The organism is Streptomyces sp. NBC_01471, from assembly GCF_041438865.1.
Classification (GTDB): domain Bacteria; phylum Actinomycetota; class Actinomycetes; order Streptomycetales; family Streptomycetaceae; genus Streptomyces.
Map to the genome: position 1 here is coordinate 7,822,397 of NZ_CP109450.1, position 20,297 is coordinate 7,842,693.

15 protein-coding genes and 1 pseudogene are annotated in these 20,297 nt (G+C 69.8%); 7 read left to right on the forward strand and 9 right to left on the reverse strand.

Going from position 1 to position 20,297, the window contains the following annotated elements; translation table 11 throughout:
• Positions 1 to 62 precede the first annotated feature (62 nt).
• The 4 genes from OG285_RS35370 to OG285_RS35385 are packed head-to-tail and all read left to right on the forward strand — an operon-like array spanning position 63 to position 5,717.
• Positions 63 to 1,268: an acyl-CoA dehydrogenase family protein gene (locus OG285_RS35370; RefSeq protein ID WP_371793377.1), complete on the forward strand. Its 1,206-nt coding sequence runs from the start codon at positions 63 to 65 to the stop codon at positions 1,266 to 1,268.
• Positions 1,265 to 3,430: an acetate--CoA ligase family protein gene (locus OG285_RS35375; protein WP_371793378.1), complete on the forward strand. Its 2,166-nt coding sequence runs from the start codon at positions 1,265 to 1,267 to the stop codon at positions 3,428 to 3,430. Before OG285_RS35370 ends, OG285_RS35375 begins: the two co-directional genes overlap by 4 nt.
• Before the next feature lie 26 nt (positions 3,431 to 3,456).
• Complete coding sequence (locus OG285_RS35380) at positions 3,457 to 4,269, forward strand: SDR family oxidoreductase (RefSeq protein WP_371793379.1); 813 nt, start codon at positions 3,457 to 3,459, stop codon at positions 4,267 to 4,269.
• A gap of 50 nt (positions 4,270 to 4,319) precedes the next feature.
• The gene (locus tag OG285_RS35385) at positions 4,320 to 5,717 is read left to right on the forward strand and encodes an aspartate aminotransferase family protein (protein WP_371793380.1); all 1,398 of its coding nucleotides are present in this window, start codon (positions 4,320 to 4,322) and stop codon (positions 5,715 to 5,717) included.
• Here the strand turns inward: OG285_RS35385 and OG285_RS35390 are convergent.
• Positions 5,698 to 6,510, reverse strand: a complete 813-nt coding sequence (locus tag OG285_RS35390; protein WP_356834624.1) for a helix-turn-helix transcriptional regulator — start codon at positions 6,508 to 6,510, stop codon at positions 5,698 to 5,700. The two genes, OG285_RS35385 and OG285_RS35390, sit on opposite strands and share 20 nt — an antisense overlap.
• 137 nt (positions 6,511 to 6,647) lie before the next feature.
• On the opposite strand from OG285_RS35390, the gene OG285_RS35395 reads away from it, so the two are divergent.
• Positions 6,648 to 7,154, forward strand: coding sequence for a GNAT family N-acetyltransferase (locus tag OG285_RS35395; RefSeq protein WP_371793381.1), 507 nt, complete (start codon positions 6,648 to 6,650; stop codon positions 7,152 to 7,154).
• 401 nt (positions 7,155 to 7,555) lie between these two features.
• On the opposite strand, the gene OG285_RS35400 is transcribed toward OG285_RS35395, so the two are convergent.
• Together OG285_RS35400 and OG285_RS35405 are read right to left on the reverse strand one after the other, a co-directional pair.
• Entirely contained in the window at positions 7,556 to 8,188 is a 633-nt protein-coding gene (locus OG285_RS35400) for a transglycosylase SLT domain-containing protein (protein WP_371793382.1), read from the reverse strand.
• A gap of 810 nt (positions 8,189 to 8,998) precedes the next feature.
• Entirely contained in the window at positions 8,999 to 9,268 is a 270-nt protein-coding gene (locus OG285_RS35405; RefSeq protein ID WP_371793383.1) for a hypothetical protein, read from the reverse strand.
• 406 nt (positions 9,269 to 9,674) lie between these two features.
• Between OG285_RS35405 and OG285_RS35410 the strand changes: the two genes are divergently transcribed.
• Positions 9,675 to 9,899: an MbtH family protein gene (locus OG285_RS35410; RefSeq protein WP_356835788.1), complete on the forward strand. Its 225-nt coding sequence runs from the start codon at positions 9,675 to 9,677 to the stop codon at positions 9,897 to 9,899.
• 331 nt (positions 9,900 to 10,230) lie between these two features.
• Here the strand turns inward: OG285_RS35410 and OG285_RS35415 are convergent, their stop codons facing one another.
• From OG285_RS35415 to OG285_RS35440, 6 genes are all read right to left on the reverse strand, one after another.
• Positions 10,231 to 10,470 (reverse strand): acyl carrier protein, encoded by a 240-nt coding sequence (locus OG285_RS35415; protein ID WP_371793384.1) that lies wholly within the window; start codon positions 10,468 to 10,470, stop codon positions 10,231 to 10,233.
• Positions 10,471 to 10,613: 143 nt separating this feature from the next.
• Positions 10,614 to 11,861 carry an aminotransferase class I/II-fold pyridoxal phosphate-dependent enzyme gene (locus OG285_RS35420; protein ID WP_356835786.1) on the reverse strand — a complete coding sequence of 416 codons (1,248 nt, stop codon included), beginning with the start codon at positions 11,859 to 11,861 and terminating at the stop codon, positions 10,614 to 10,616.
• Entirely contained in the window at positions 11,858 to 13,828 is a 1,971-nt protein-coding gene (locus OG285_RS35425) for a condensation domain-containing protein (RefSeq protein WP_371793385.1), read from the reverse strand. Before OG285_RS35425 ends, OG285_RS35420 begins: the two co-directional genes overlap by 4 nt.
• Positions 13,829 to 13,838: 10 nt before the next feature.
• Positions 13,839 to 15,116, reverse strand: a complete 1,278-nt coding sequence (gene fabF, locus OG285_RS35430; RefSeq protein ID WP_371793386.1) for a beta-ketoacyl-ACP synthase II — start codon at positions 15,114 to 15,116, stop codon at positions 13,839 to 13,841.
• Positions 15,113 to 16,801 (reverse strand): thiamine pyrophosphate-binding protein, encoded by a 1,689-nt coding sequence (locus OG285_RS35435; RefSeq protein ID WP_371793387.1) that lies wholly within the window; start codon positions 16,799 to 16,801, stop codon positions 15,113 to 15,115. The genes fabF and OG285_RS35435 overlap by 4 nt, the downstream gene beginning before the upstream one ends.
• A gap of 5 nt (positions 16,802 to 16,806) precedes the next feature.
• The gene (locus OG285_RS35440; RefSeq protein WP_356835778.1) at positions 16,807 to 19,464 is read right to left on the reverse strand and encodes an aldehyde dehydrogenase family protein; all 2,658 of its coding nucleotides are present in this window, start codon (positions 19,462 to 19,464) and stop codon (positions 16,807 to 16,809) included.
• A gap of 496 nt (positions 19,465 to 19,960) precedes the next feature.
• On the opposite strand from OG285_RS35440, the pseudogene OG285_RS35445 reads away from it, so the two are divergent.
• A pseudogene (locus OG285_RS35445) lies at positions 19,961 to 20,214 on the forward strand (ISAzo13 family transposase); the annotation flags it as partial.
• Between the last annotated feature and the right edge of the window lie 83 nt (positions 20,215 to 20,297).

The window sequence follows — 20,297 nt, forward strand, 5'->3', positions numbered from 1 at the left end:
GTCGACTGCCCCGCGGCCGCGGCCCGCCGATCCACCACGTACCCGTACCCCAGGGAGCATTCATGCCTTTCGAGATCCGCGACGTCCTGGAACTCAGCACCGAGCAGCGGCAGATCCTCCAGCTCAGCCGCGAATTCGCGGCGAAGGAGATCCGGCCCCGGGCCCGCGAGGTCGACGACGCCCAGACCGAGTCGCCGCTCGACCTGTGGGCGAAGGCGGCCGAGATCGGCCTCGCCTCCTTCATGATCCCCACCCAGTACGGCGGTGGCGGCATCACCGACATGCTCACCCAGGTCCTGGTCCAGGAGGAGCTGTGCCACGGCGACATCGCCATCGGGAACCTGCTGACCTCCAGCGGGTTCTTCGCCGACCCGATCCTGGAGCTGGGCACCGATGAGCAGAAGCAGCGCTGGCTGGGCCCGCTGTGCGGCGACACCCCGCCGCTGACGGCGCTCGCCGTCACCGAACCGGGCCACGGCTCCGACGCCGCCGGCATCCGCACCCGCGCGGTGCGCACGGGTACCGGAGAGAGCGAGCACTACGTGCTCAACGGGCAGAAGGCGTGGATCTCCAACGCCCCGTACGCCCAGCGCTTCGTCGTCTTCGCCACCGTCGACCCCGCGCGGGGCGCCAAGGGTGTGACCGCATTCGTGGTCGAACGGGACACCCCCGGCCTCACCGTCGGCAGGCCGATGCGCAAGATGGGCCAGCGGGCGATCGTCAACGCCGAGGTCTTCCTGGAGGACGTACGGGTCCCGGTCGCCGACCGGCTGGGCGACGAGGGCCAGGGCTTCCTCGGGCTGATGCGGACCTTCGACGCCTCCCGCATCCTCATCGCCGCCTCCTGCGCAGGCCTGTGCCGGGCCGCCCTCGACCACGCCACCGGCTACGCCCGCGAACGGGTGCAGTTCGGCGTACCGATCATCAAGCACCAGGCGGTGGCCTTCCGGCTCGCCGACATGGCCGTCCGTACAGACGCGGCGCATCTGTTCGCGCTCCGGGCGGCCCGCCTCTTCGACCGCGGCGAGCGGGTCACCGCGGAGGCCGCCATGGCGAAACTCGTCGGATCGGAGAACGCGATGGCCAACACCTGGGCCGCGGTGCAGACCCTCGGCGGCTGGGGCTACTCGCAGGAGTTCCTCGTCGAGAAGTGGATGCGCGACGCCAAGCTCGAGGAGATCGAGGAGGGCACATCCGACATCCAGCGCCTGGTCATCTCCCGCTCGCTGGCCACGGCGGACGGACCGGGACAGCGAGCCGGCCGGTGACCGGCCTCGACGCCTTCCGCGACCCGGCGTCCATCGCCGTGGTCGGTGCCAGCGGGACGCCGACGAAGTGGGGCTACTGGCTCGCCAGGGGAGCCCTGACCGGAAGCGCGCGGCGCACCGTGCACCTGGTGAACGCCCGGGGAGGCACCGTCCTCGGACAAGAAACGGCACCCTCGCTGCGCGAACTGCCCGACGCACCCGAACTCGTCGCCTTCGCCGTGCCGGGCCGCGCGCTCGGCGCCGCCGTGGACGAGGCACTGGCACGGGGCGCACGCGGGCTGCTGGCCATCACCGCCGGGGTCGATGACGAGCCCGGCCTCGCCGCCCGGGTCCGTAGGGCCGGCGCCCGGCTGATCGGGCCCAACTGCCTCGGCATCTACGACGCGTCGGCCCAACTCGACCTGGTCTGGGGCCGGTTCGAACCCGGATCGCTGGCGATCGTCTCGCAGAGCGGCCAGCTCGGGCTGGAGCTCGCGGGCCTCGCCGCCGACGCGGGCCTCGGAATCTCCCGGTTCGTCTCCGTGGGCAGCCAGGCGGACGTCACGGCACACGAAGTCCTCACCGACCTCGCCGACCACGACGCCACCCGGGTCGTCGCCCTCTATCTGGAGAGCTTCGGCGACGGACACGCGCTGATCGCGGCCCTCACCGCACTGCGCCGGGCCGGAAAACCCGTACTGCTGCTGACCGTCGGCGCCAGCGACGCCGGCCGGCAGGCCGCCCGGTCGCACACCGGGGCGATGACGACCGCGACGGACATCGTGGACGCCGCGTGCGAGACAGCCGGTGCGGTACGGGCCGAGACACCCGCGCGCCTGATAGCCGCCGCACAACTCCTCGTCCGCGCTCCGCGCCCCACCGGGCGGCGTGTCGTCGTCGTGACGGACAGCGGCGGGCAGGGCGCACTCGCCGTCGACCTCGTCTCACGCGCCGGGCTGCTGGTGGAGCCACTGCCGCACACGACCAGGACGGCCATCGCCACCGGCCTCCCACCGCAGGCCGCCACCGCCAACCCGGTCGACCTGGCCGGCGGCGGCGAACAGGACCTGGGCACGTACGGCCGGGTCGTGGACCTGGTGGCCGCGTCGGGCGGCGCCGACGCCGTCCTGATGAGCGGATACTTCGGCAGCTACGGCCACGACATCCCGGCCCAGCAGGAACGGGAGACCGAAGTCGCCCTGGAACTGGCCCGGTCGGCCGTCCGGTACGGGCTGCCGGTGCTGGTGCACTCGATGGCCCGGTCCACCACGACCACCGAGGCGCTGCGTGCGGCGGGCGTGCCCACGTACACGGACATCGAGACGGCCGTCGGCGCACTGGGCACGGCGGCCCGCCTCGCCGAACGAGGTCCGGTGGAGGGGGTGGAACCGGCAGAGCCGGGGGCCACGGGTGGGGTACCTGCACCAACCCCTGCAGAAGCGCGTACACCCCGGAGCGCGGACCCGCGTCCGCCGGATCCGCCCGCCGGACCGCCCGCGGCACCGCCGGTCCCTTTCGGTTACCTGTCCGCGCGCGACCTTCTCGCGGGTGCGGGTATCGCGTTCCCGCCCGCCCTGCCCGTCACCGATCTGAACGAACTCAGGTGTGCGGCAGCCCGGTTGACCGCCCCGTACGTCCTCAAGGCGGACTGGCTGGAGCACAAGAGCGAACACGGCGGCGTGGCGGTCGGCCTCGGTGACGCCACCGCGCTGGAGGCCGCGTACATGGCGATGTCCCTGCGCCTGGGCCCCGGCCGGTACGTCGTCGAGCAGCTGGACCGCCGCCCGCACGTCGTCGAAATGGTGGTCGCCACCCGCCGCGACCCGTCCTTCGGGCCCGTCGTCGTGGTGGGCGCGGGCGGTACCGAGACGGAACTATGGCGCGACAGCGTCCTGGCCCTCGCACCCTGCACCCACGAGAACGCGATGGGCCTGATCGCGCGGCTGCGCTGCGCACCGCTGCTGGCCGGCTGGCGCGGGCGCCCCCCGGTCGACACCGGGGCGCTCGCCGACACGGTCGTCCGGCTCTCCCGGCTGGCCACCGCGCGGCCCGACCTGCTGGAGATCGAACTCAACCCGGTCCGCGTCGCCACGGACGGCCTCCTGGCCGTCGACGCACTGATCAGCCTCACCGGTGTCACCCCCGCCGCCGTCACCTGCGCCGGTGACATCCCCACCCGGTGACACCCCCACCCAAGGAGTACTGCCCCGTGAGCACTTCCCCCGAGAACACCCCCTCCACGAAGAACTCCCCCGCTGAACTCACCGGCCGGGTGGCCGTCGTCACCGGTGGCGGTTCCGGAATCGGCCGTGCCATCGCCCTGCGCTATGCCGCGGCAGGCGGAACGGTCGCGGTCCTCGGCCGGCGCCCCGAGGCGCTGGAGGAGACCGCGCGCCTCGCGGGGGAGTCGGGCGGCACGGTGGAGACCGCCTCGGTCGATGTCCGCGACGCCGACGCGCTGACGGCCGCGATCGACGCGGTCGCCGCCCGCCACGGGCGGCTGGACGCGCTGGTCAACAACGCCGCAGGGAACTTCGTCGTCCCCGCCGAGGACCTGTCCCCGAACGGCTGGCGCGCCGTGGTCGACATCGTCCTCAACGGCACGTTCTTCGCCACCCGGGCCGCCGCGCGGCACATGCTCGGCGCCGGGGACGGTGCCGTCGTCAATGTGATCGCCAGTTACGCCTGGCACGGCCACCCCGGCACCGTCCACAGCGCGGCGGCCAAGGGCGGAGTGCTTGCCATGACCCGCACTCTCGCGGCCGAGTGGGGCGCGCGCGGCGTGCGGGTCAACTGCATCGCTCCCGGCCCGACCGAGACCGAGGGCGCGGGCGCCGCACTGTGGTCCACACCGCAGGCCCGGGAACGGGTGCTGGACAGTGTCCCCGCCGGGCGCTTCACCACACCGGAGGAGGTCGCCGAGGCCGCCCTGTTCCTGATGGAGGAGCGCTCGCGCTACATCACCGGCACGACCATGGTGATCGACGGCGGCCAGTGGCTGGGCCGCCGGGTCTACGGCTGACGGCGCCTGCGGCGGTGTGCTGCCGACGGGGTTGGTTCTAGGCTGCGGGCATGTATCCCCGACTCGCCTCCGACCTCTCCCGTCTTCCCCAACTGCTGACGGACAGCGCCGCGTTCGCCGTCCGTGAGCTGGGCAGCCTCCCTGCCCGCCCGGTCGCGTGGACGGGGCAGGCGCCCACGGCGGACCCACTGCCCCGGGAAGGCGTGGGTGCAGAAGCGGCGCTGGCCAGGTTCGCCGAGCGGTGGGCTCCGGGCTTCTCCGGCAGCGCGGGGCCGCGCTACCTCGGCTTCGTCACCGGCGGGACCACTCCGGCGGCCCTGGTGGGGGACTGGCTCACCGGTACGTACGACCAGAACGCCATGACCGGAGGCGACTCGTCGGCCACGGCCCTGGAACGGGAAACCATTGACTGGCTGCGTGAGTTGTTCGGGATCGGCGAGGCCCACGACGGGGTGTTCGTCACCGGTGCCACGGCCTCCAACACGGTGGGTCTGGCAACGGCCCGGGAGTGGGCGGGTGAACGGCTCGGCGTCCGTGTCTCGCGGGACGGGGTCGGCGCTCTCGGCCCACTGCCGGTCCTGTCCGGGGCGCCGCACTCCAGTATCGCCAAGGCGCTGTCCGTCCTCGGCCTGGGCCGTTCGGCGCTGGTGCCCGTGCCGTTGCTTCCCGGCGGCCGGGAGGCGGTCGATCCCCGCCGCCTGGAGGAGGAGCTCCGGGCGCGGGCAGGCCGTCCGTCGGTCGTCGTGGCGAACGCCGGAACGGTGAACACCGTCGACTTCGACGACCTCGGAGCCATCGCCGCGCTCAGGCAGCGCTACGACTTCTGGCTGCACGTCGACGCCGCATTCGGCGGCTTCGCGGCCCTCTCACCGCGCCACGCGGACCTGGTGAGACATCTGGACGCGGCCGACTCGGTCTGCCTCGACCTGCACAAGTGGCTCAACGTGCCCTACGACGCGGCGCTCGCCTTCACCCGGCACCGCGAGCTTCAGGTCCGGGTCCATCAGAACACCGCCTCCTATCTGAGCGCGCCCGCCGGCGAGCCGGACTTCCTGCACCTGGCGCCCGAGAACTCCCGCCGACTGCGCGCCGTGGCAGCCTGGTTCACCCTCACCGCCTACGGCCGCGACGGCTACCGTGAGATCGTCGAACGGTGCACCGCTCTCGCCGGCCGGCTGGCCGCCGGTCTCGGCTCCGCCGCTGAACTGCGGTTGGCCGCGCCGACCCGGCTGAACGTCGTCTGCTTCACACTCGCTCACCGGCCCACACCCGAGCGCGTCCAGGCCCTTGCCCGGGCCATTGCCGAGACGGGGGAGACGTTCGTTACCCCCACGGTGCTTTTCGGGCAGCCGGTGCTGCGCGCCGCACTGAGCAATTGGAGTACGACCGAGGCCGACGTCGACCGGGTGGTGCGCGTCGTCTCGGAGGTCAGCCGGGGTTTTGCGTGAGGGGCTGATCGGCGTCCTGCACGGCCGGCGGGTGGGGATGCTTCTGGTGGACCGGGCCGTGGTGTGCTCCGGGAGTGTGCCCGAAGGTCCGGTGGAAGACATCGATGAACGCACTGGCCGACGACCAACCGCACTGGTGGGCCGTTGTGGTGACCGGGGTGTTGTTGGCGAGGAGCACCAGGGCGTGGTGGAGGCGCAGTTGGGTGCGCCACTGGGGGAAAGTCATGTTGAGGTCGGTGCGGAACAGCCGGGACAGTGTGCGGTTGCTGGCGCCGATGTGCTGACCGAGCTGGGTGAGCGTGCGGTTGTCGCCGGGGTCGGCCTTCAACAGGTCGCACAGATCCTTGAGTTGAGGGGATGTGGGTGTCGGCAGATGAAGCGGCTGATGGGGCGACACACGTAGCTGATCCAGCAGCACGGCGCGCAGCCGGGCTCGCTGAGGACTGCCGTCGAGGGGAGTGTCGGTGTAGGCGAGGATGAGCTCGCGCAGGAGGGGCCCGACGGCGAGCACGGTCGGCTCGTCGAGCCCGATCGGATCGTCCCCGGTCGGCAGGCCGACCAGGTGCATCTCCAGGTCCCCGTGGGCCTGATGGGCGTGGACCGTTCCGGCGGGAATCCAGATGGCACGGGTGGCGGGCGCGACCCAGGTCCCGGCGCTGGCCGTGACACTGAGCACGCCCCGGCCCGCGTAGACGATCTGATGGTCGTCGTGCCGGTGCGCGTCGACTTCCGCCCCGGTCGCCAGTCTCTGGGTCCGGGTCGGCGCGATGGGCTCATGGCGGATTTCCGGCATGATTCAGCAGTCTATGGGAGGCACGACAGGCACGCAGGGCGAACCGTGCGGTCGTACGAGCGCATTCCCAGGGCGCTGCTGACAGGAGCAGGCTGACAGGGACAAGCTGACAGAAGCTGACAGGGAAAATAAGGTCCATGACCATCCGAAGAGCCCAGGCCGACGACCTTCCGGTCCTCCAGGACATCGAAAGGGCCGCAGGGCGGTGCTTCCGCGGCATCGGTATGCCGGAGATCGCCGATGACGAACCGCTGCCCCTGGAAGAACTGGCCCGCTACCAGCGGGCCGGTCTGGCCTGGGTCGCGGTCGGCGAGGCGAACGTCCCGGTGGCGTACCTCATCGCCGACCGCGTCGACGGCAACTTCCACATCGAGCAGGTCTCGGTGCACCCGGACAGCGCACGCTGTGGCATCGGACGCTCACTGCTGGACCATCTGGCGGATCGGGCGGCGGCTGACGGAGTCCCCGCCCTGACGCTCACCACTTTCGCTGACGTTCCGTGGAACGCGCCGTATTACGCACGCTGCGGCTTCCAGCCCCTTGACGGGAGAAGGGCCGGCCCGCGCCTCAGGGAGATCCGCGCGCGGGAAGCGGCTGACGGCCTCGATCGATGGCCGCGCCTGTGCATGATCCGCGCCCTGTGACATCACAGGTGCCTTCAACTCCATGGGCACCGACCAGGTGTACCGGGCACCGGCGCCGGCCAAGCGCGCGTCGTGGCCGAAGCGGAAAGCCGTCGCACGAGTCGGTCACGAGCCAGCAGGGCGCCGGTGATTCAGGAGAAGCCTGCCCGCGCTGCGTTGCGGCGAGGAACGGGACTGCCTCAACGGCGAAGTACGGCGGAGTCCTGAACGAAAGCCTGGGGACGACGTGCGGGCTTTGGGTCCCGCGGGCGTGGGGGCTGGGATGGGAAAGGGCGGGGGCTGGGACAGGTTCACCCGTGAACCTGTTCCGGCCCCCGCCAGGACCTGAGTCCTGCCGCTCCTGGAGGAGTCAGCCGTCCCACGGACTCAGGTGGTCGTGGGGGTTTGTCCAGCCTGTCTGGTCAGTAGGCGGAGTTGACGTTGTCCATCGAGCCGTATTTGTCGGCGGCGTAGTTGGCTGCGGCGACGATGTTGGCGACGGGGTCGGTGAGGCTGTTCTTGGTGCCCTTGACGTGGTAGGTGTCGAAGGTGGGCTGGATGACCTGGAGGAGTCCCTTGGAGGGGATGCCGTTCTGGGCGTTGACGTCCCAGTTGTTCTGGGCGTGGGGGTTGCCGCTGGATTCGCGCATGATGTTGCGGTGCAGGCCGTCGTAGCTGCCGGGGATGTGCTTGGCCTTCATGATGGCCAGCGATTCCTTGATCCAGCCGTCGAGGTTGTTGCTGTACTTGGGGCTCTTGACGATCGCGGCGACGGGGTCGGCGTGTGTGGCCTTCTTGGTCTTCGTCGCGGTGGTGTGCAGGCCGGCCTTCTTCGCCTTGGTGGCCTTGGCGTGGGCGGCCTTTTCGGCGTGGTGGGCCTGCTGGGTGATCTGGGCGGTGGTGACGGCGGCGGCGGAGACGGGTGTGGCGGTGGGCTCGGCGGCGTGGGCGGGGTGCGGGGCCAGGGACAGGGCGCAGGCGGCGGCGCCGGCGGCGGCGATGCCGGCCACGGAGGTCTTGCGGGGGCTGAGGGTGCGGCGGGTGGTGGCAGTCATGGGGGTACCTCTCCAGTGGGGGACGTCGTGGGGAGGCCGACTGGGGGGTCGGCGACACGGGTGGGGCGCTGGGGCCGTGGTGCGTGTCGTGGGGCCGGTGTCTGGATGGCGGGCGGTGTGTTCTGCCCGGTCCGGCGCTCGGCTCCCCGGTACGTCAATCACCTTGCGAGAGGGTCGGGGGCGATGGCAATTATGTGATCTACGACGATATTTAGTTACAAATCGGACAGGTGTAGGGTGGGGCCCGCAGGGAAGGGGCAAACCCTGCCGCGGACCTACTAGGTGTCGTCCTGTGTGACGTGGCCCCTATGCCCGGGCTCACAGATCACCGGCCCTGGGACCCCGGTTTCTCACTCCGTGTCACGGCCCGTACACAGCAAAAACTCGTCCCGCCCCAGCGAGCGCCAGCCCTGAACTGCGCGGGAACGCTTCAATACGCTCGGGTAATTCTCTCCTCTGGCCCAGACCCAAGCCGATGAGGTGAAAGCAGCCGACTGCGTTGCCGGGCATCCGTACACCGAGGACGTCCATCGAGGCGGGTGTCAGTGTGCTCGCCTCGGACCGCCAGCAGGCGGGGCGCCGGCGTCAGCAGGAAAAGCCCGACCGAATCGTGGAGATCACGGACGAGGTCCATCGCGGAGATCCAGCACCAGGCGGCGGCCCAGACCGGCACGGCTGCGGAGGGGGAGGCCGCGAGTGCGGCTGTGGAGTTGGCGGCGGCGGCCAAGGCGGGCTTGCGCATCCCGCTAGCCGCCCCATCCTCAGCAACAGGCACACTCTGACGCCCAGATCACCGACGGCTGTGAGCACTCAGTTGTCGCCGACCACGATCCTCAGGGCGTCGACGTCATGGATGGCGTGGTCGCTCTCGCACCAGCAGGCCACATTCACCGCCGCATCGACTGCGAGTTGGTCCAGGTCGGTCCACACCACCTGAAGCAGGAAAGAACTCCAGCTGGTCGCCCCCTCAACGTGCTCGATGACATCCAGCCCAAGATCATGAACGGCGAACCCGTCACTGTCGGTCAGTACGAGACCAGGCAGCGGTCTCGGTGCTGCTCGCGCTCCCCGGTGCTGCATGGTGACTCCGAAGGCACGCAGCATTCGCACGACCCGGACGGCGCACGGCGCTGCACAGGTAGCAGGGTCGGCCTCATACGCAGAAGACAGCCCCCTGCGTCCGAGACGGCTACGCGGTCCTGGCTGCTGCAACCGGGCTGCTGCCGGGGTCGCCGCTGCTGCGCGAGCAGGCCCGCTGCGCGCAGTCGAGGAACACGTCGACGAGAGCGCAGCCCGGCGATACACACTTTGCGACGAAGTCCGGTCGAGAGGAAGGGACTTCGCAGTGGTGGCCATGGCGGGTGCCGGTTTGAGAATGACCCGCCGCGGATACCGCGTACGACCTGCGGTGGCCGCGAGGAGTGACCGGCTCTCGTCGTGGTCGTTCACCGGTTCCAAGCTGCTGATTGGTTGAAAGGAGTCTGGCGTGAGCTGGAACGAAGAGGACGACGGCCGCACGTACGAGGTGGTCTCGAACCACGAGGAGCAGTACAGCCTGTGGCCGGCGGAGCGGGAGCTCCCCGCGGGGTGGAACAAGGCGGGGAAGTCCGGCTCCAAGGCCGAGTGCATGGAGTACATCGCGGAGGTGTGGACGGACATGCGTCCCAAGAGTCTGCGTGACGCGATGGCGAAGGCCGACAACCAGAGCTAAGACCAGGTTCTTCCCCTCTGTGAGAGGGCGGCTGCGCTGCCCTCTCACACGAGCAGGGCGCAGGAGAGAACCAGCAGTGATCAGGAGCCGCGATGGCTCCGCGCGGCAGTCCTCGGGCCCGGCGACGTCGGTACGCGCAGCCGCGGCCCGGCGGCCGACCCTCCCGGCGGCCGTACGCGCAGTGCGGGGGAACGGCCCTGTGACTGGCTGAGTCCTCGTTGATCACTGACGCGCCGCGCGCATCGTGCTGCGCGGACGGCCAGGACAGGTGACCAGCCGACGACGACCGTAACGAGCCGAACGGTGTCACGGCTGGGCCACCCGGCGGCAGTCACCGGTAGTTGCCGATGTAGCTCACCATGTCGCCGACGGTCCTCAACTCCGCGACCCGGTCGTCGGGGATCTTCAGCTCGAACCGGTCCTCGATCGCCATGTTCATCTCCACCATCGCCAGGGAGTCGACGTCCAGATCGTCGACGAATGACTTCTCGGTGGTCACCATCGCGGAGTCGACGCCGACGACCTCTTCGACGATCTTGGCAATGGCGTTGAGAATGTCGGTGCTGTTCACCAGGGGTTCCTCCTTCTTGGGGATGGGTCGGCGTGGGTCGGCCACCGCGCGTGTTCCGCGCGTGTCCCTGACGTGGTCAGCGGGCCGGCCCGGTCGGTTACGCCCGTCGGTCATCGGTCGGTGCGGCGAACCTCGGTGGGGCGTCAGAGCCCGAGGCGCCGTCGGTAGGCGAGGAGGGTGCGCAGGAAGCCGTCCATCTGCTCCTCGGTGTGGCCCGCGTGCGGGAACAAGCGCAGTAGCGCCTGATGACGTGAGACGGCCGGGTAGGAGAAGACGGGTACGAGGTAGCCGTCCTCGACGAACCATTCCCGCATCTGCAGGGCGGCAGCGTCGTTCCCGATCGGCACCGAGAGCATGTACGACTCGGTCGGCGTCGTCGGGGTGTCGGCCTCGTGCATCTGCCGGCGAAAGCGGGCGGCATGCGCCAAGTAGTCGTCGACGATCCCCGGATCGGCGGCGAGGGCGTCTATCGTGCGCTCGGCGGCGTAAGCGGTGGGCGGCTGGATGGCGGCCGTGAACATCGAGGTGCCGGAGAGCAGTTCGAAGGCGTCGATGGCCGCCGCCGGCCCGGCGAGCGCGCCGCCTTCCAGACCGATGGCTTTCGACAGCGACACCATGACGAAGTCGGCCCGCTCCCGGATCGCAGCCGCCTCCCGGGCGTACGGACGGTTCTCGGGCCCGTAGACCATGAAGCCGTTCGCATCGTCGATCATGCTCACGGCGCCGTGACGGTCGCACTCATCGAGAATCTCCACGATCGGCCCCATGGTGCCGTCGGCCGAATAGATGCTCTCGGCGATCACCACGGTCTTGCGGGCCCGGACCCGGTCCAGGACGCGTGCCAGGTCGGTGACGTCGTTGTGCCGGAACGAGTGGACCTTGCGGCCGTAGCCAAGTCCCTCCAGGCCCTTCCAGATACTCCAGTGGACATCACGGTCGACGACGAAGACGGTGTCGTGATTACGCACCTCGATCCCGGCGTCGAAGCGGGCGGAACTGCTCATGGCGTGAACGAACCCGATGTTGGCCAGCAGCCCCGTGGCGAAGCTGATGGCCCGCTCCTTGCCGGTGTGGCGGGCGATCGTCTCCTCCAGCACCTGGTGCGGGCGGCAAATCCCCTGGGTCATCCTGGATCCGCTGGTGCTCAAGCCGTGAGCGAGCGCCCCCTCTGCGAAATGACGTCGTACCGGGATGTGACGCTCCAGATCGAGGAAGCTGATGCTGGCGAAGTTCACCAGCTCGCGGCCGTTGCGGACGATGGTCGGCCCGACGGGACCGTCCACCACCGGCGGTCGGTATGCCGTGTCGTGCGTGTTCGCATCGACGAAAGCGGCGAAGGCCCATGGGGCCAGGCGGTCCACGGACGGTGCGGGAGCGGGGGACGCGGTCATGATGAGGTTTCTCCTCCACGATGGGCTCGGGCCGTCAAAGGCTCCAGGGCTGCGGCAAGGTGACCGAGCGAGGCTGTTCCGGCCAGCTCGTCCGACGCGATCCCGGTGAAACCGAACCGGTGAAGCAACGCGAGTAGACGAGGGACGGCGACCAGGGTGACTCCGTGGTCGGCGAGGCAACGGTTCATGTCCACGGCAGGCCCGCCGAAGGGGCCGGCCTGCACACCGCCGGGTCCGGCGGCTGCCACGGCGGCGGCCAGAGCCCGTTCGGCGCTCGTCACGGGCGGGCGCGACGGGACCCGCGGGGTTCCCGTCGAGCCGGTGGCGGTGCAGGGCCGGCCGGTGAGACGGCCGGATTCGGGGTCGGCCGGGGTCAGGACGTAACGGCCCGGGGCCAGGACACCGGGCACTTCGCCGAGATGGTCCAGGACGTGGCGGTGCAAGTCGTCGGGGGCGACCTCAGGGGCGACGCGAGCGCGCGCGACGAGGTGCGGTTCGTGGCCCTCCTCCGCGGCGTTCCCGCTGGGCGCCACCGTCACGTGGAGCACTCCGGGATGGCCGCGCAACACGTCCTCCACCGCGGCCAGGCACACCCATCCCTGCGGGGCTCGCCACCATCCGGAGGCGGCCGGGGCGAGCGGACGTGCCGGAACGGGGCACTCGGCACCGTCGGCCAGCGCGCGCAGGAGAGCGAACAAACGGACGGGCAGCGCCACGGCCTGCTCGGCGTCGAGCAGGTGATCTCCGACGGTGACATCGAGGGTGACGACCCCTGCGTCGCGGCTGAGGTCGACGTAGAGCGTGTCGCAGGGCTCGTCGGGCGCGCTGCTGATCCAGGTGGCGGAGCCGTCCGGCGGAGTGTTCTGCGCGGGAACCAGATAGTCGCGTGGCCACGAGTAGCAGTTGTACTCGATGGTGTGTACGGGAACGACACCGCGGCGACGGTCCATGCGGGCCTGGGCGGCGACCAGCTCCGCCGGGCGGTACTGACCGTGCCGGTAGGCCGCGGCGGAGGCCGCGGCGACCGAGGCGGCCACCTCGCCGAACGCCGCACCCGGGCGGAGATCGATCTGTACCGGAACCGTCAGGGCCCGCACACCGAGGCTGCTCCGCAGCGCGGCCCGGGCCCGGTTGGAGACCACCACCGACGCGAGGAACCGGTGTTCGCCGGTGCGGGTGGCGACGTCGTGGGCCAGCACCGCGAGCACCACGACCTCCGGGCTGACCTGATGGCGCCGGGCGACGCGGTCGATGTCGTCGTACGCGGCCACCGAGCGGTGCTGAAGGCGGTGGCGCCCCTCGCCGCCCCCGGTCCCGCCGAACGGGGCCAGCACGCCGGTCGGGTTACTCGCGAGACGCGTGAGCCATTCCCGCTCCGCCGCGCGGGCGCGTTCCGTGGGCTGGTCGGCGACCATGTCGAGCGGGTGCACCACGGATGCCTCCGCCGGTACGTCCTTGCCGCGCAGTTGATCGTGCAGCTGGTTGATCAGTACCGCCAGCCCCCACCCGTCCATCACAAGGTGGTGGGCGGAAATCAGGACCGCACACGGCTTTCCCCCCTCCAGCAGCACCCTGGCGAGCCAGGGCGGATTCCGCGAGGGATCGATCGGACAGGCGGCCAGCGCCGCTGTGGCAGCCTCCACGGTGTCGGCGTCGGCGGAGGTGACATCGACGTGGTCGACCGGCAGTGGGGCCCAGTCCGCGCGGTGGACGTGCTGTACCGGGCGGAGCGGGTCGACAGTGGTGCGCAGCGCCTCGTGGCGGGCGGTGAGGGACGCGAGCGCCATGAGGACATCGGCGACTGTCGCCGGGGGCGGGACGTGGCAGTGGTCGGCGAGCGGCGTCGGGTTCACCCGCCGCGATGAGGGAATGGTGCGTTCGAACCAGTGCCACTGCTGGACCCAGGTGAGCGGCCCGCTGCGGGTGACGGTGGTGGGGCTCGGGGGCGGTTCCGGGAGGTGGTTCACGGCCGGGACCTCATACCGCTCGGACCACGAGAGCGGCATTGTGGCCGCCGAAGCCGAACGAGTTGCTGAGAGCGGTCCGCAGATGCTCGTGGTGTTGCGTCCGGTGCGGCACGAAGTTGATGTCCGGGTCGATCGGCTCGTCGCAGTTGATCGTCGGCGGGACATCACCCGTGCGGAGGGCCTGGATCGACGCCACGAGCTCGACCACTCCGGCAGCACCGATCATGTGCCCGGTCATCGACTTGGTGGAGCTGACCGGGATCCGGGTGACACGATCACCCAGCACCTTGCGCAGGACTGCTGTCTCGGTGGCGTCGTTCAGCAGCGTCCCGGTGCCGTGCGCGTTGACGTAGTCGATGTCTGCCCCCGTTATCCCCGCGTCGCGCAGCGCCGCCTCGACGGCAAGGCACGCGCCCCGTCCCTCCGGATGCGGGGCGGTCCAGTGATGAGCGTCGGAACTCGCTCCGTACCCCGTGAGTTCGGCCAGGGCCGCCGCCCCTCGACGGACGGCCACCTCGGCGGCCTCCAACACCACCACGGCGGCTCCTTCACTCATCACGAACCCGTCGCGACGGGTATCGAACGGCCGGCACGCCGCGGTCGGTTCGTCGTTGCGTCGGGACAGCGCGCGGGCGTTGCCGCTGCCCGCGAGATCGACGGTGGTGACGCAGGCGTCGGCACCGCCCGCGAGGACGATGTCGGCCTCCCCATGGCTGATCATGCGCATTCCCGCGCCCACCGCGTCGGCGCCGCTGGCGCACGCCGTGCTCTGGGCACGGCTGGGCCCCTGCGTGCCGAGCCGCATGCTGATCTCGCCGGCTGCGCTGTCCATGGCGGTGGTGACCTGGGTGAAGGGGCTGATGGCCCGCGGCCCCTTGTCGCGCAGCGTGTTCGCGGCGCGGTAGATCGAACCGACCGGACCGTAGCCACTGCCGATGATCACGGCGACCCGCGGCGCCAGGCGGTCGTCCACGACGAGTCCGGCGTGCTCGCAAGCCTCCAGCGCCGCCGCGAGGGCGTACTGCGCGTAGGGGTCGGCGCGACGGCTGACCTTCGGCGGCATGTAGCGGCCGGGTACGAATCCGCGGACCTGGCCGCCGATCCGGACTCCGAGACCGGTCACGTCGATCGTGTGCACGGTGTCGATGCCACTGCGCCCGGCCAGCATCGCCGTCCATGTCTCGTCGGCACTGTGGCCCAGCGGCGTCACTGCCCCGTACCCGGTGACCATCACCCGGCGTCGGGCCCGGCTGTGCCCGCCGTCATCCCGCTCTGTCGCGTCTGTCACTGGGGAGTCACCTCTGCGTCGCGGATGGCCGGGAGGATGTCGTCGGGGGCGACCGGCACCATGAGCGCGGCTGTGCCTCCCTGTGCGCAGAACCGTCGCGCGGCCAGAATCTCCTTGGTCAGCGTGGTCTTGTCGCGCAGCACTCGACAGTGGATGTCCGGCCCGTCCACAGCGGGAGGCGGTGTGCCTGGGCGGACGAAGGCGTAGCGTTCCTTGTCGAGGCCCAGGCGGGCACGTTGGGCGTCCAGCCAGCCGTACCCGCCGTTGCACAGCACGACGTAGAGAACGCCGCCGTGGGCCGGAGCGGTGACGGCGATGTCCGCGCGGGCCGCGAGGAACGCTCCGTCCCCGATGAACGCGGTGACTTCATGGTCCGGGGCGGCCCGCTTGACCCCGATGGCCGCTGCCGCTCCGAAGCCCAAGGGGGTTTGCTCCGACGGCACGATGGACCCGCCACCGACGCGGAAGGGGAAGCCGTAGGACCACATGTCCTGCAGCCCGTTCTCCTGGACCAGTACGCGGGGCTCGCCGGCGGTGGCGTCGAGCGCGGCGAGCAGCTCGGCGATGCGGATCCCCGGCAGCGTCGCCGCGCGGACCAATTCCGCTTCCACTTCGAGCGCCACGGCCTGACGGGCGACGGCGATCCTCTCCGGCCACTCCTCTGTCGCGTCTGCGTGCCCACCCTCGCCGTCCTCATCCAGCGCCCGCGACCAGCCGAGCACGGCGTGCCGGGCGTCTCCGAGCACACGCGGGCCCGCGAACTCGGCCGACAGCCCGCCCGGATCGACGTTGACCTGCACCACCGCGACCGGGGGCCACGGCGTTCCGCCTTCGGTGACTGTCTCCTCAAGCCGCCCGGCGAGCGACACCACCAGGTCACAGGATGACCACAGCTCACGGAAGGGGGCCGCGGCGTAGAGGCCTGCCACGCCGCAGAACAGCGGGTGGCGTTCGTCGACGGCACCGCGGCCGGACGCGGTGGTGAAGAGCGCCGCGCCGAGGCGTTCGGCGAAGCGTTCGACCACACCGTCGTCGTTGCGGTGCCGCATTCCGCCGCCCACCAGCACCACCGGACGCCGACTCGCGCGGAGGGCCGCCAGTGCCGGTCCAGGCGTCACGGGAACGGATTCAAGGACCAGTGGTTCGGGCAGCGTCGGCACCGGTCCGGTGACGAGGATCTCCGCCGTGCGCACGTCATCGGGTACCTCCAGGTACACGGGCCCGGACGGCGGCCCCACGGCCCGGGTCAGCGCTGTGACCGTCGCGGGGATGACCCGGTCCGGATGCCCCACCCGGTGCGCCCACCGCACGAGGGGCGCTGTCACGGAGACCTGGTCGAGTTCCTGGAATCCGCCGCTGCCCCGGCGCCGTTCGGGCACGCCGGCGGCGAGCACGAGGACCGGTGCGCCGGACTCCCGCGCCTCCAGCAGACCCGTGGCCGCGTGCGTGACAGCCGGGCCTTTGCCCAGTGCGCATACGGCGAGCCTGCCGGACTGCAGCGCGTAGCCGGTCGCCATGTACATCGCGTTGCGCTGGTCACGGCACGGTACGAGATCCAGGCCGGCGGAGTCGAGGGCACGAAGCAACTCCAGATCGTCGCCGGGTAGCCCGAAGCAGGTGTCCACCTTGTTCGCCACCAGCAAGTCGACGATCGCGGACCACGCGTCGGAATATCGTTTGCTCACCCGGGTCACTTCCCAACCTCCGTGGCTGAGGGGGCCGTCGGGAGATTCCGCGCCGCGGCCTGCGACATGAGTAGTGGTTCGGCGTGCCGCTCGCCGCCGTAGGAGATGTAATTCGCCCGCATCCCGAGTCCGCCGAACGGGCGGTTGCCGTCCTCGGCGTCGAGCAGCGTGTGGTTGACACAGGTCTGGTGCCGCTTGGCCAGAACTTTCACCGTCTCCGGATCGTTCCCGTAGACCATTGCGCCCAGCGCTCGTTCGCTGAAGTAGGGGCTGGACAGCCGTTCACGCAACAGCCTCGCAGTGGGGTAGGCCACGACGTTGAACACCGGGGCGAACATCTCTTCCAGGGGAATCTTGTCGTCGAATCCCCACAGCAGTACGGTCGGTTCGATCCTGCGGGACGGCAGATCGATGCGCCCGCCGTGCCGGATTCGACGCGCATGACGCACCAGGTAGTCCGAGCAATTCACCAGCGCCGAGTCGTAGGAGATCGGACCGTAGTCGACTCCGGCGTCGCTGTTCTGCCCGAACCGCAGTGAAGCCAGTTCGGCGGACAACAGGCCGACGAATTCTTCAGTGCGGCCTTTGGGAGCGAACACGACGTCGGGACCGAAACAGTCCTGTCCCGAGTTGTAGAGCCGCATGGTGGTGACGTCATGCACGGCGCGTGTGAGATCGGCGTCGGGTGCGATCACGAAGGGGTTGATGCCGTTACCGAAGAAGAGGAAGAGCTGGTCCTCCGTCAGCCCTTCGCGGACAGTCTCGGCATTGGAGTAATTTCCGGTGAAGACAATGAGGTCCGCCTCGCGTACCGGTCCCGTCAGGAACTTGCGCTGGCTGAGTTCGGAAAGCGTGATGGGCAGGCCGTGCACAGGCGCCAGCAGGTCGTGCAAGCGCTGCATCAGACTTTTGGTCTCGGAGGACGGCCGAAAGGTGACTCTGTCGCTGTAAAGAGACGCCACGAGCACGTAGAGCGCGTAGGAATAGAGCGGGATGTTGGAGGGCATGAAGACCGCGGCCAGAGGTACGCAGCCGGGCCGGACACGACGGATCTCCTCCTCCGCTCCATCGAGCGTGGCGAGGAACGAACGGATCTCCGCGCTGGCGGTGTGGTGGGGCGAGATTTCGGTGAGAATCCTCATCACCGAGTCTTCGTTGTCGCCCACGTACCGGCGCACTTCACGCAGCGCATCGACACGGTCGGAGAAGGGAATGCGGTAGTCGGTCGCACCGACGGTTGACTCGGACGCGGATACGCCGGTGGTCTTGTGATGCGGCGCGGGCAGCGAGGTCATGGCGATCTTCTCCAGAACGGCCAGGTTGGGCTTTCCCGTGTTCGTGAGAGGCAACGCGGGCAGCACGATGATGTGGTCGGGCTGCTCGTAGCGGGCGAGCACAGAGCGCAGCAGCCGTTTCCAGTGCGCAGGCTCGTGATCGTCCGGGTCCGTGATCACGAACACCAGACGACAGCCCAGACGCTCATCGGGGACGGCGACGACCTCCGTCTGCGCACCGACCGACTCGGCCCGCTCGGCAAGGTGGTCGGGATAGAGCGTGTGGCCGTCACGGTGCACGGCGTGTTTGCGCCCGACCGGGAAGACACGGCCGGCGTCATCGAGGCGGCCGATGTCTCCGGTCCGGTGAACGGGGCCCGTAACCGGAACAATCTCACCGTCATCACCCAGGTGGCCGGTCATCAGACCGGCACTGCGTACGACGAGTTCGCCGAGCCGGCCGTGGGGAAGCGGCCTGCCGTGGTCGTCGTGGACTTCGACGGTCACGCCGGGCAGCGGAGTGCTGCACCCGACCGGATCGGCAGGGGCCGCCAGCGCGATGTTTCCCACTTCGGTCGCTCCGTAGCCGTCGAGCAGGTGCCGGCCCGTGCGGGCGTGGAACCGTGCCGCCAGGTGGCGCCCCAGGGGCGCGCCGCCCACGCACCAGGCTCGTACCATCTCCAGCGTGTTCGCGAGAGCGGGACGGCGGTCGAACAGGTTGAGCAGGCTGCTGTAGGTCGACGGGGCCCCGTCGACGATGGAGAGGCCGTGCTCCGCGCCGACCTCAAGCGCACGGTCCAGGCGCGTGGCCGGCCCGTAGACCACGAGCGTGCCTCCGCCCAGCCACCAGCAGAGGACCAGCGACAGGCCATATTGGTGGGAGTACGGCAGGACGGGCAGGAAGACGTCGTCAGGCCGGTATCCCATGCGTTCCGCGCTGAGCGTCAGGTTGTCCAGAATCGAGCGGCCGGAGCGAACAATGCCCTTGGGGCTGCCTGTTGTACCCGAGGACCACGAGATCGCGGCGTCCCGGCGCCGGGCCCAGGCCGCGACATCGGGCACGGCCGCCGTGTCCGATGCGGGCCGTGACGCCGCGGTGTCGCTCGTACCGTCGCTGATTTCGAGCACCACGCGTGCCTGAGCGCGGATCTGCGATCGCTGTGACGGGGTGGCGCGATGATCGGCCAGCACCACCGAAGCGTCGAGGTGAATGAGCGCGAGTAAGTCGACGACCCATTCCGGAGAATTGGCTCCGCTCATCATCACCCGTGAACCGGGTTCGATTCTGCGGTGCGCAAGACGTTCGGTGGCACCGCATATGCGGGCCACGATTTCGTCTGTCTCCCAGACGTGTCCCTCGGGCGAGATTAAGCGTCTGAAACTGAGCAACGCGTGCTCCTTAATGCCAGGGGATGTGTTTTCGGTTCCTGGATGTACAGGTTTGTAAATCCACAACCCCGCGACAATAATCCCGCGACAATGCCTGCTTCTGTTCAATAAGAAGCACCTCGTGCCACGATCCCATACCGGCAGACTGGTGTCGAGTACTCAATGAAATTCCGTGACGGGTGGGGTTATTGAGTACATAATGACGGAAGAAATTCGTGACGGGTGGTCAGTTCTGGCGGGTTAATCAGTGGCACGGTTGCTGTCCGGGGTAAGGGGGTGTCGTCCCCGGGTGAGAGCGGATCTCACGTTTCACCAAATGCAGATAAACATATGAAAATATTTATTCGAGCAAGGTGTGTTCCATTAAGCGCAGATGAATGTACTCAGCCATTTGTTCGACCCGCGCGTGTCCCGGTCTCCGATGGCCATCGGGACCAGCCGCGGCCTGCTGGTCGCCACCCCGCGGACCGGCGCCCGGCAGGCCATCGCCTTCCCCGTCACTCCGGGCGGGGAAGTGGCGAGCGGCTGGCCCGTGCTCCAGCCGCGGGTCGCCCTGGCCGCGGAACCCCTCGCCGTACTGTTCGCCGGCAGCCGCACCGCGATGTATCGCACCCTCCTCGAAAACAGGCGACGGCTCAAGGCACACGACATCGTCATCCCACCGCGACGGCCCCGCCCCTCGCCCTCTCGTCCCTCCAGGCTCGGGTTCATGCCCAAACCGGCACGCCCAACAACAAGATCAGGACGACGCCACCGTGGCTGTCGGGGTTCCCCTCCACGTCGGGCTTCGCGGGCGCCGGGAACGACCGTCCACGCGCTCTTCCGCTCCAGCG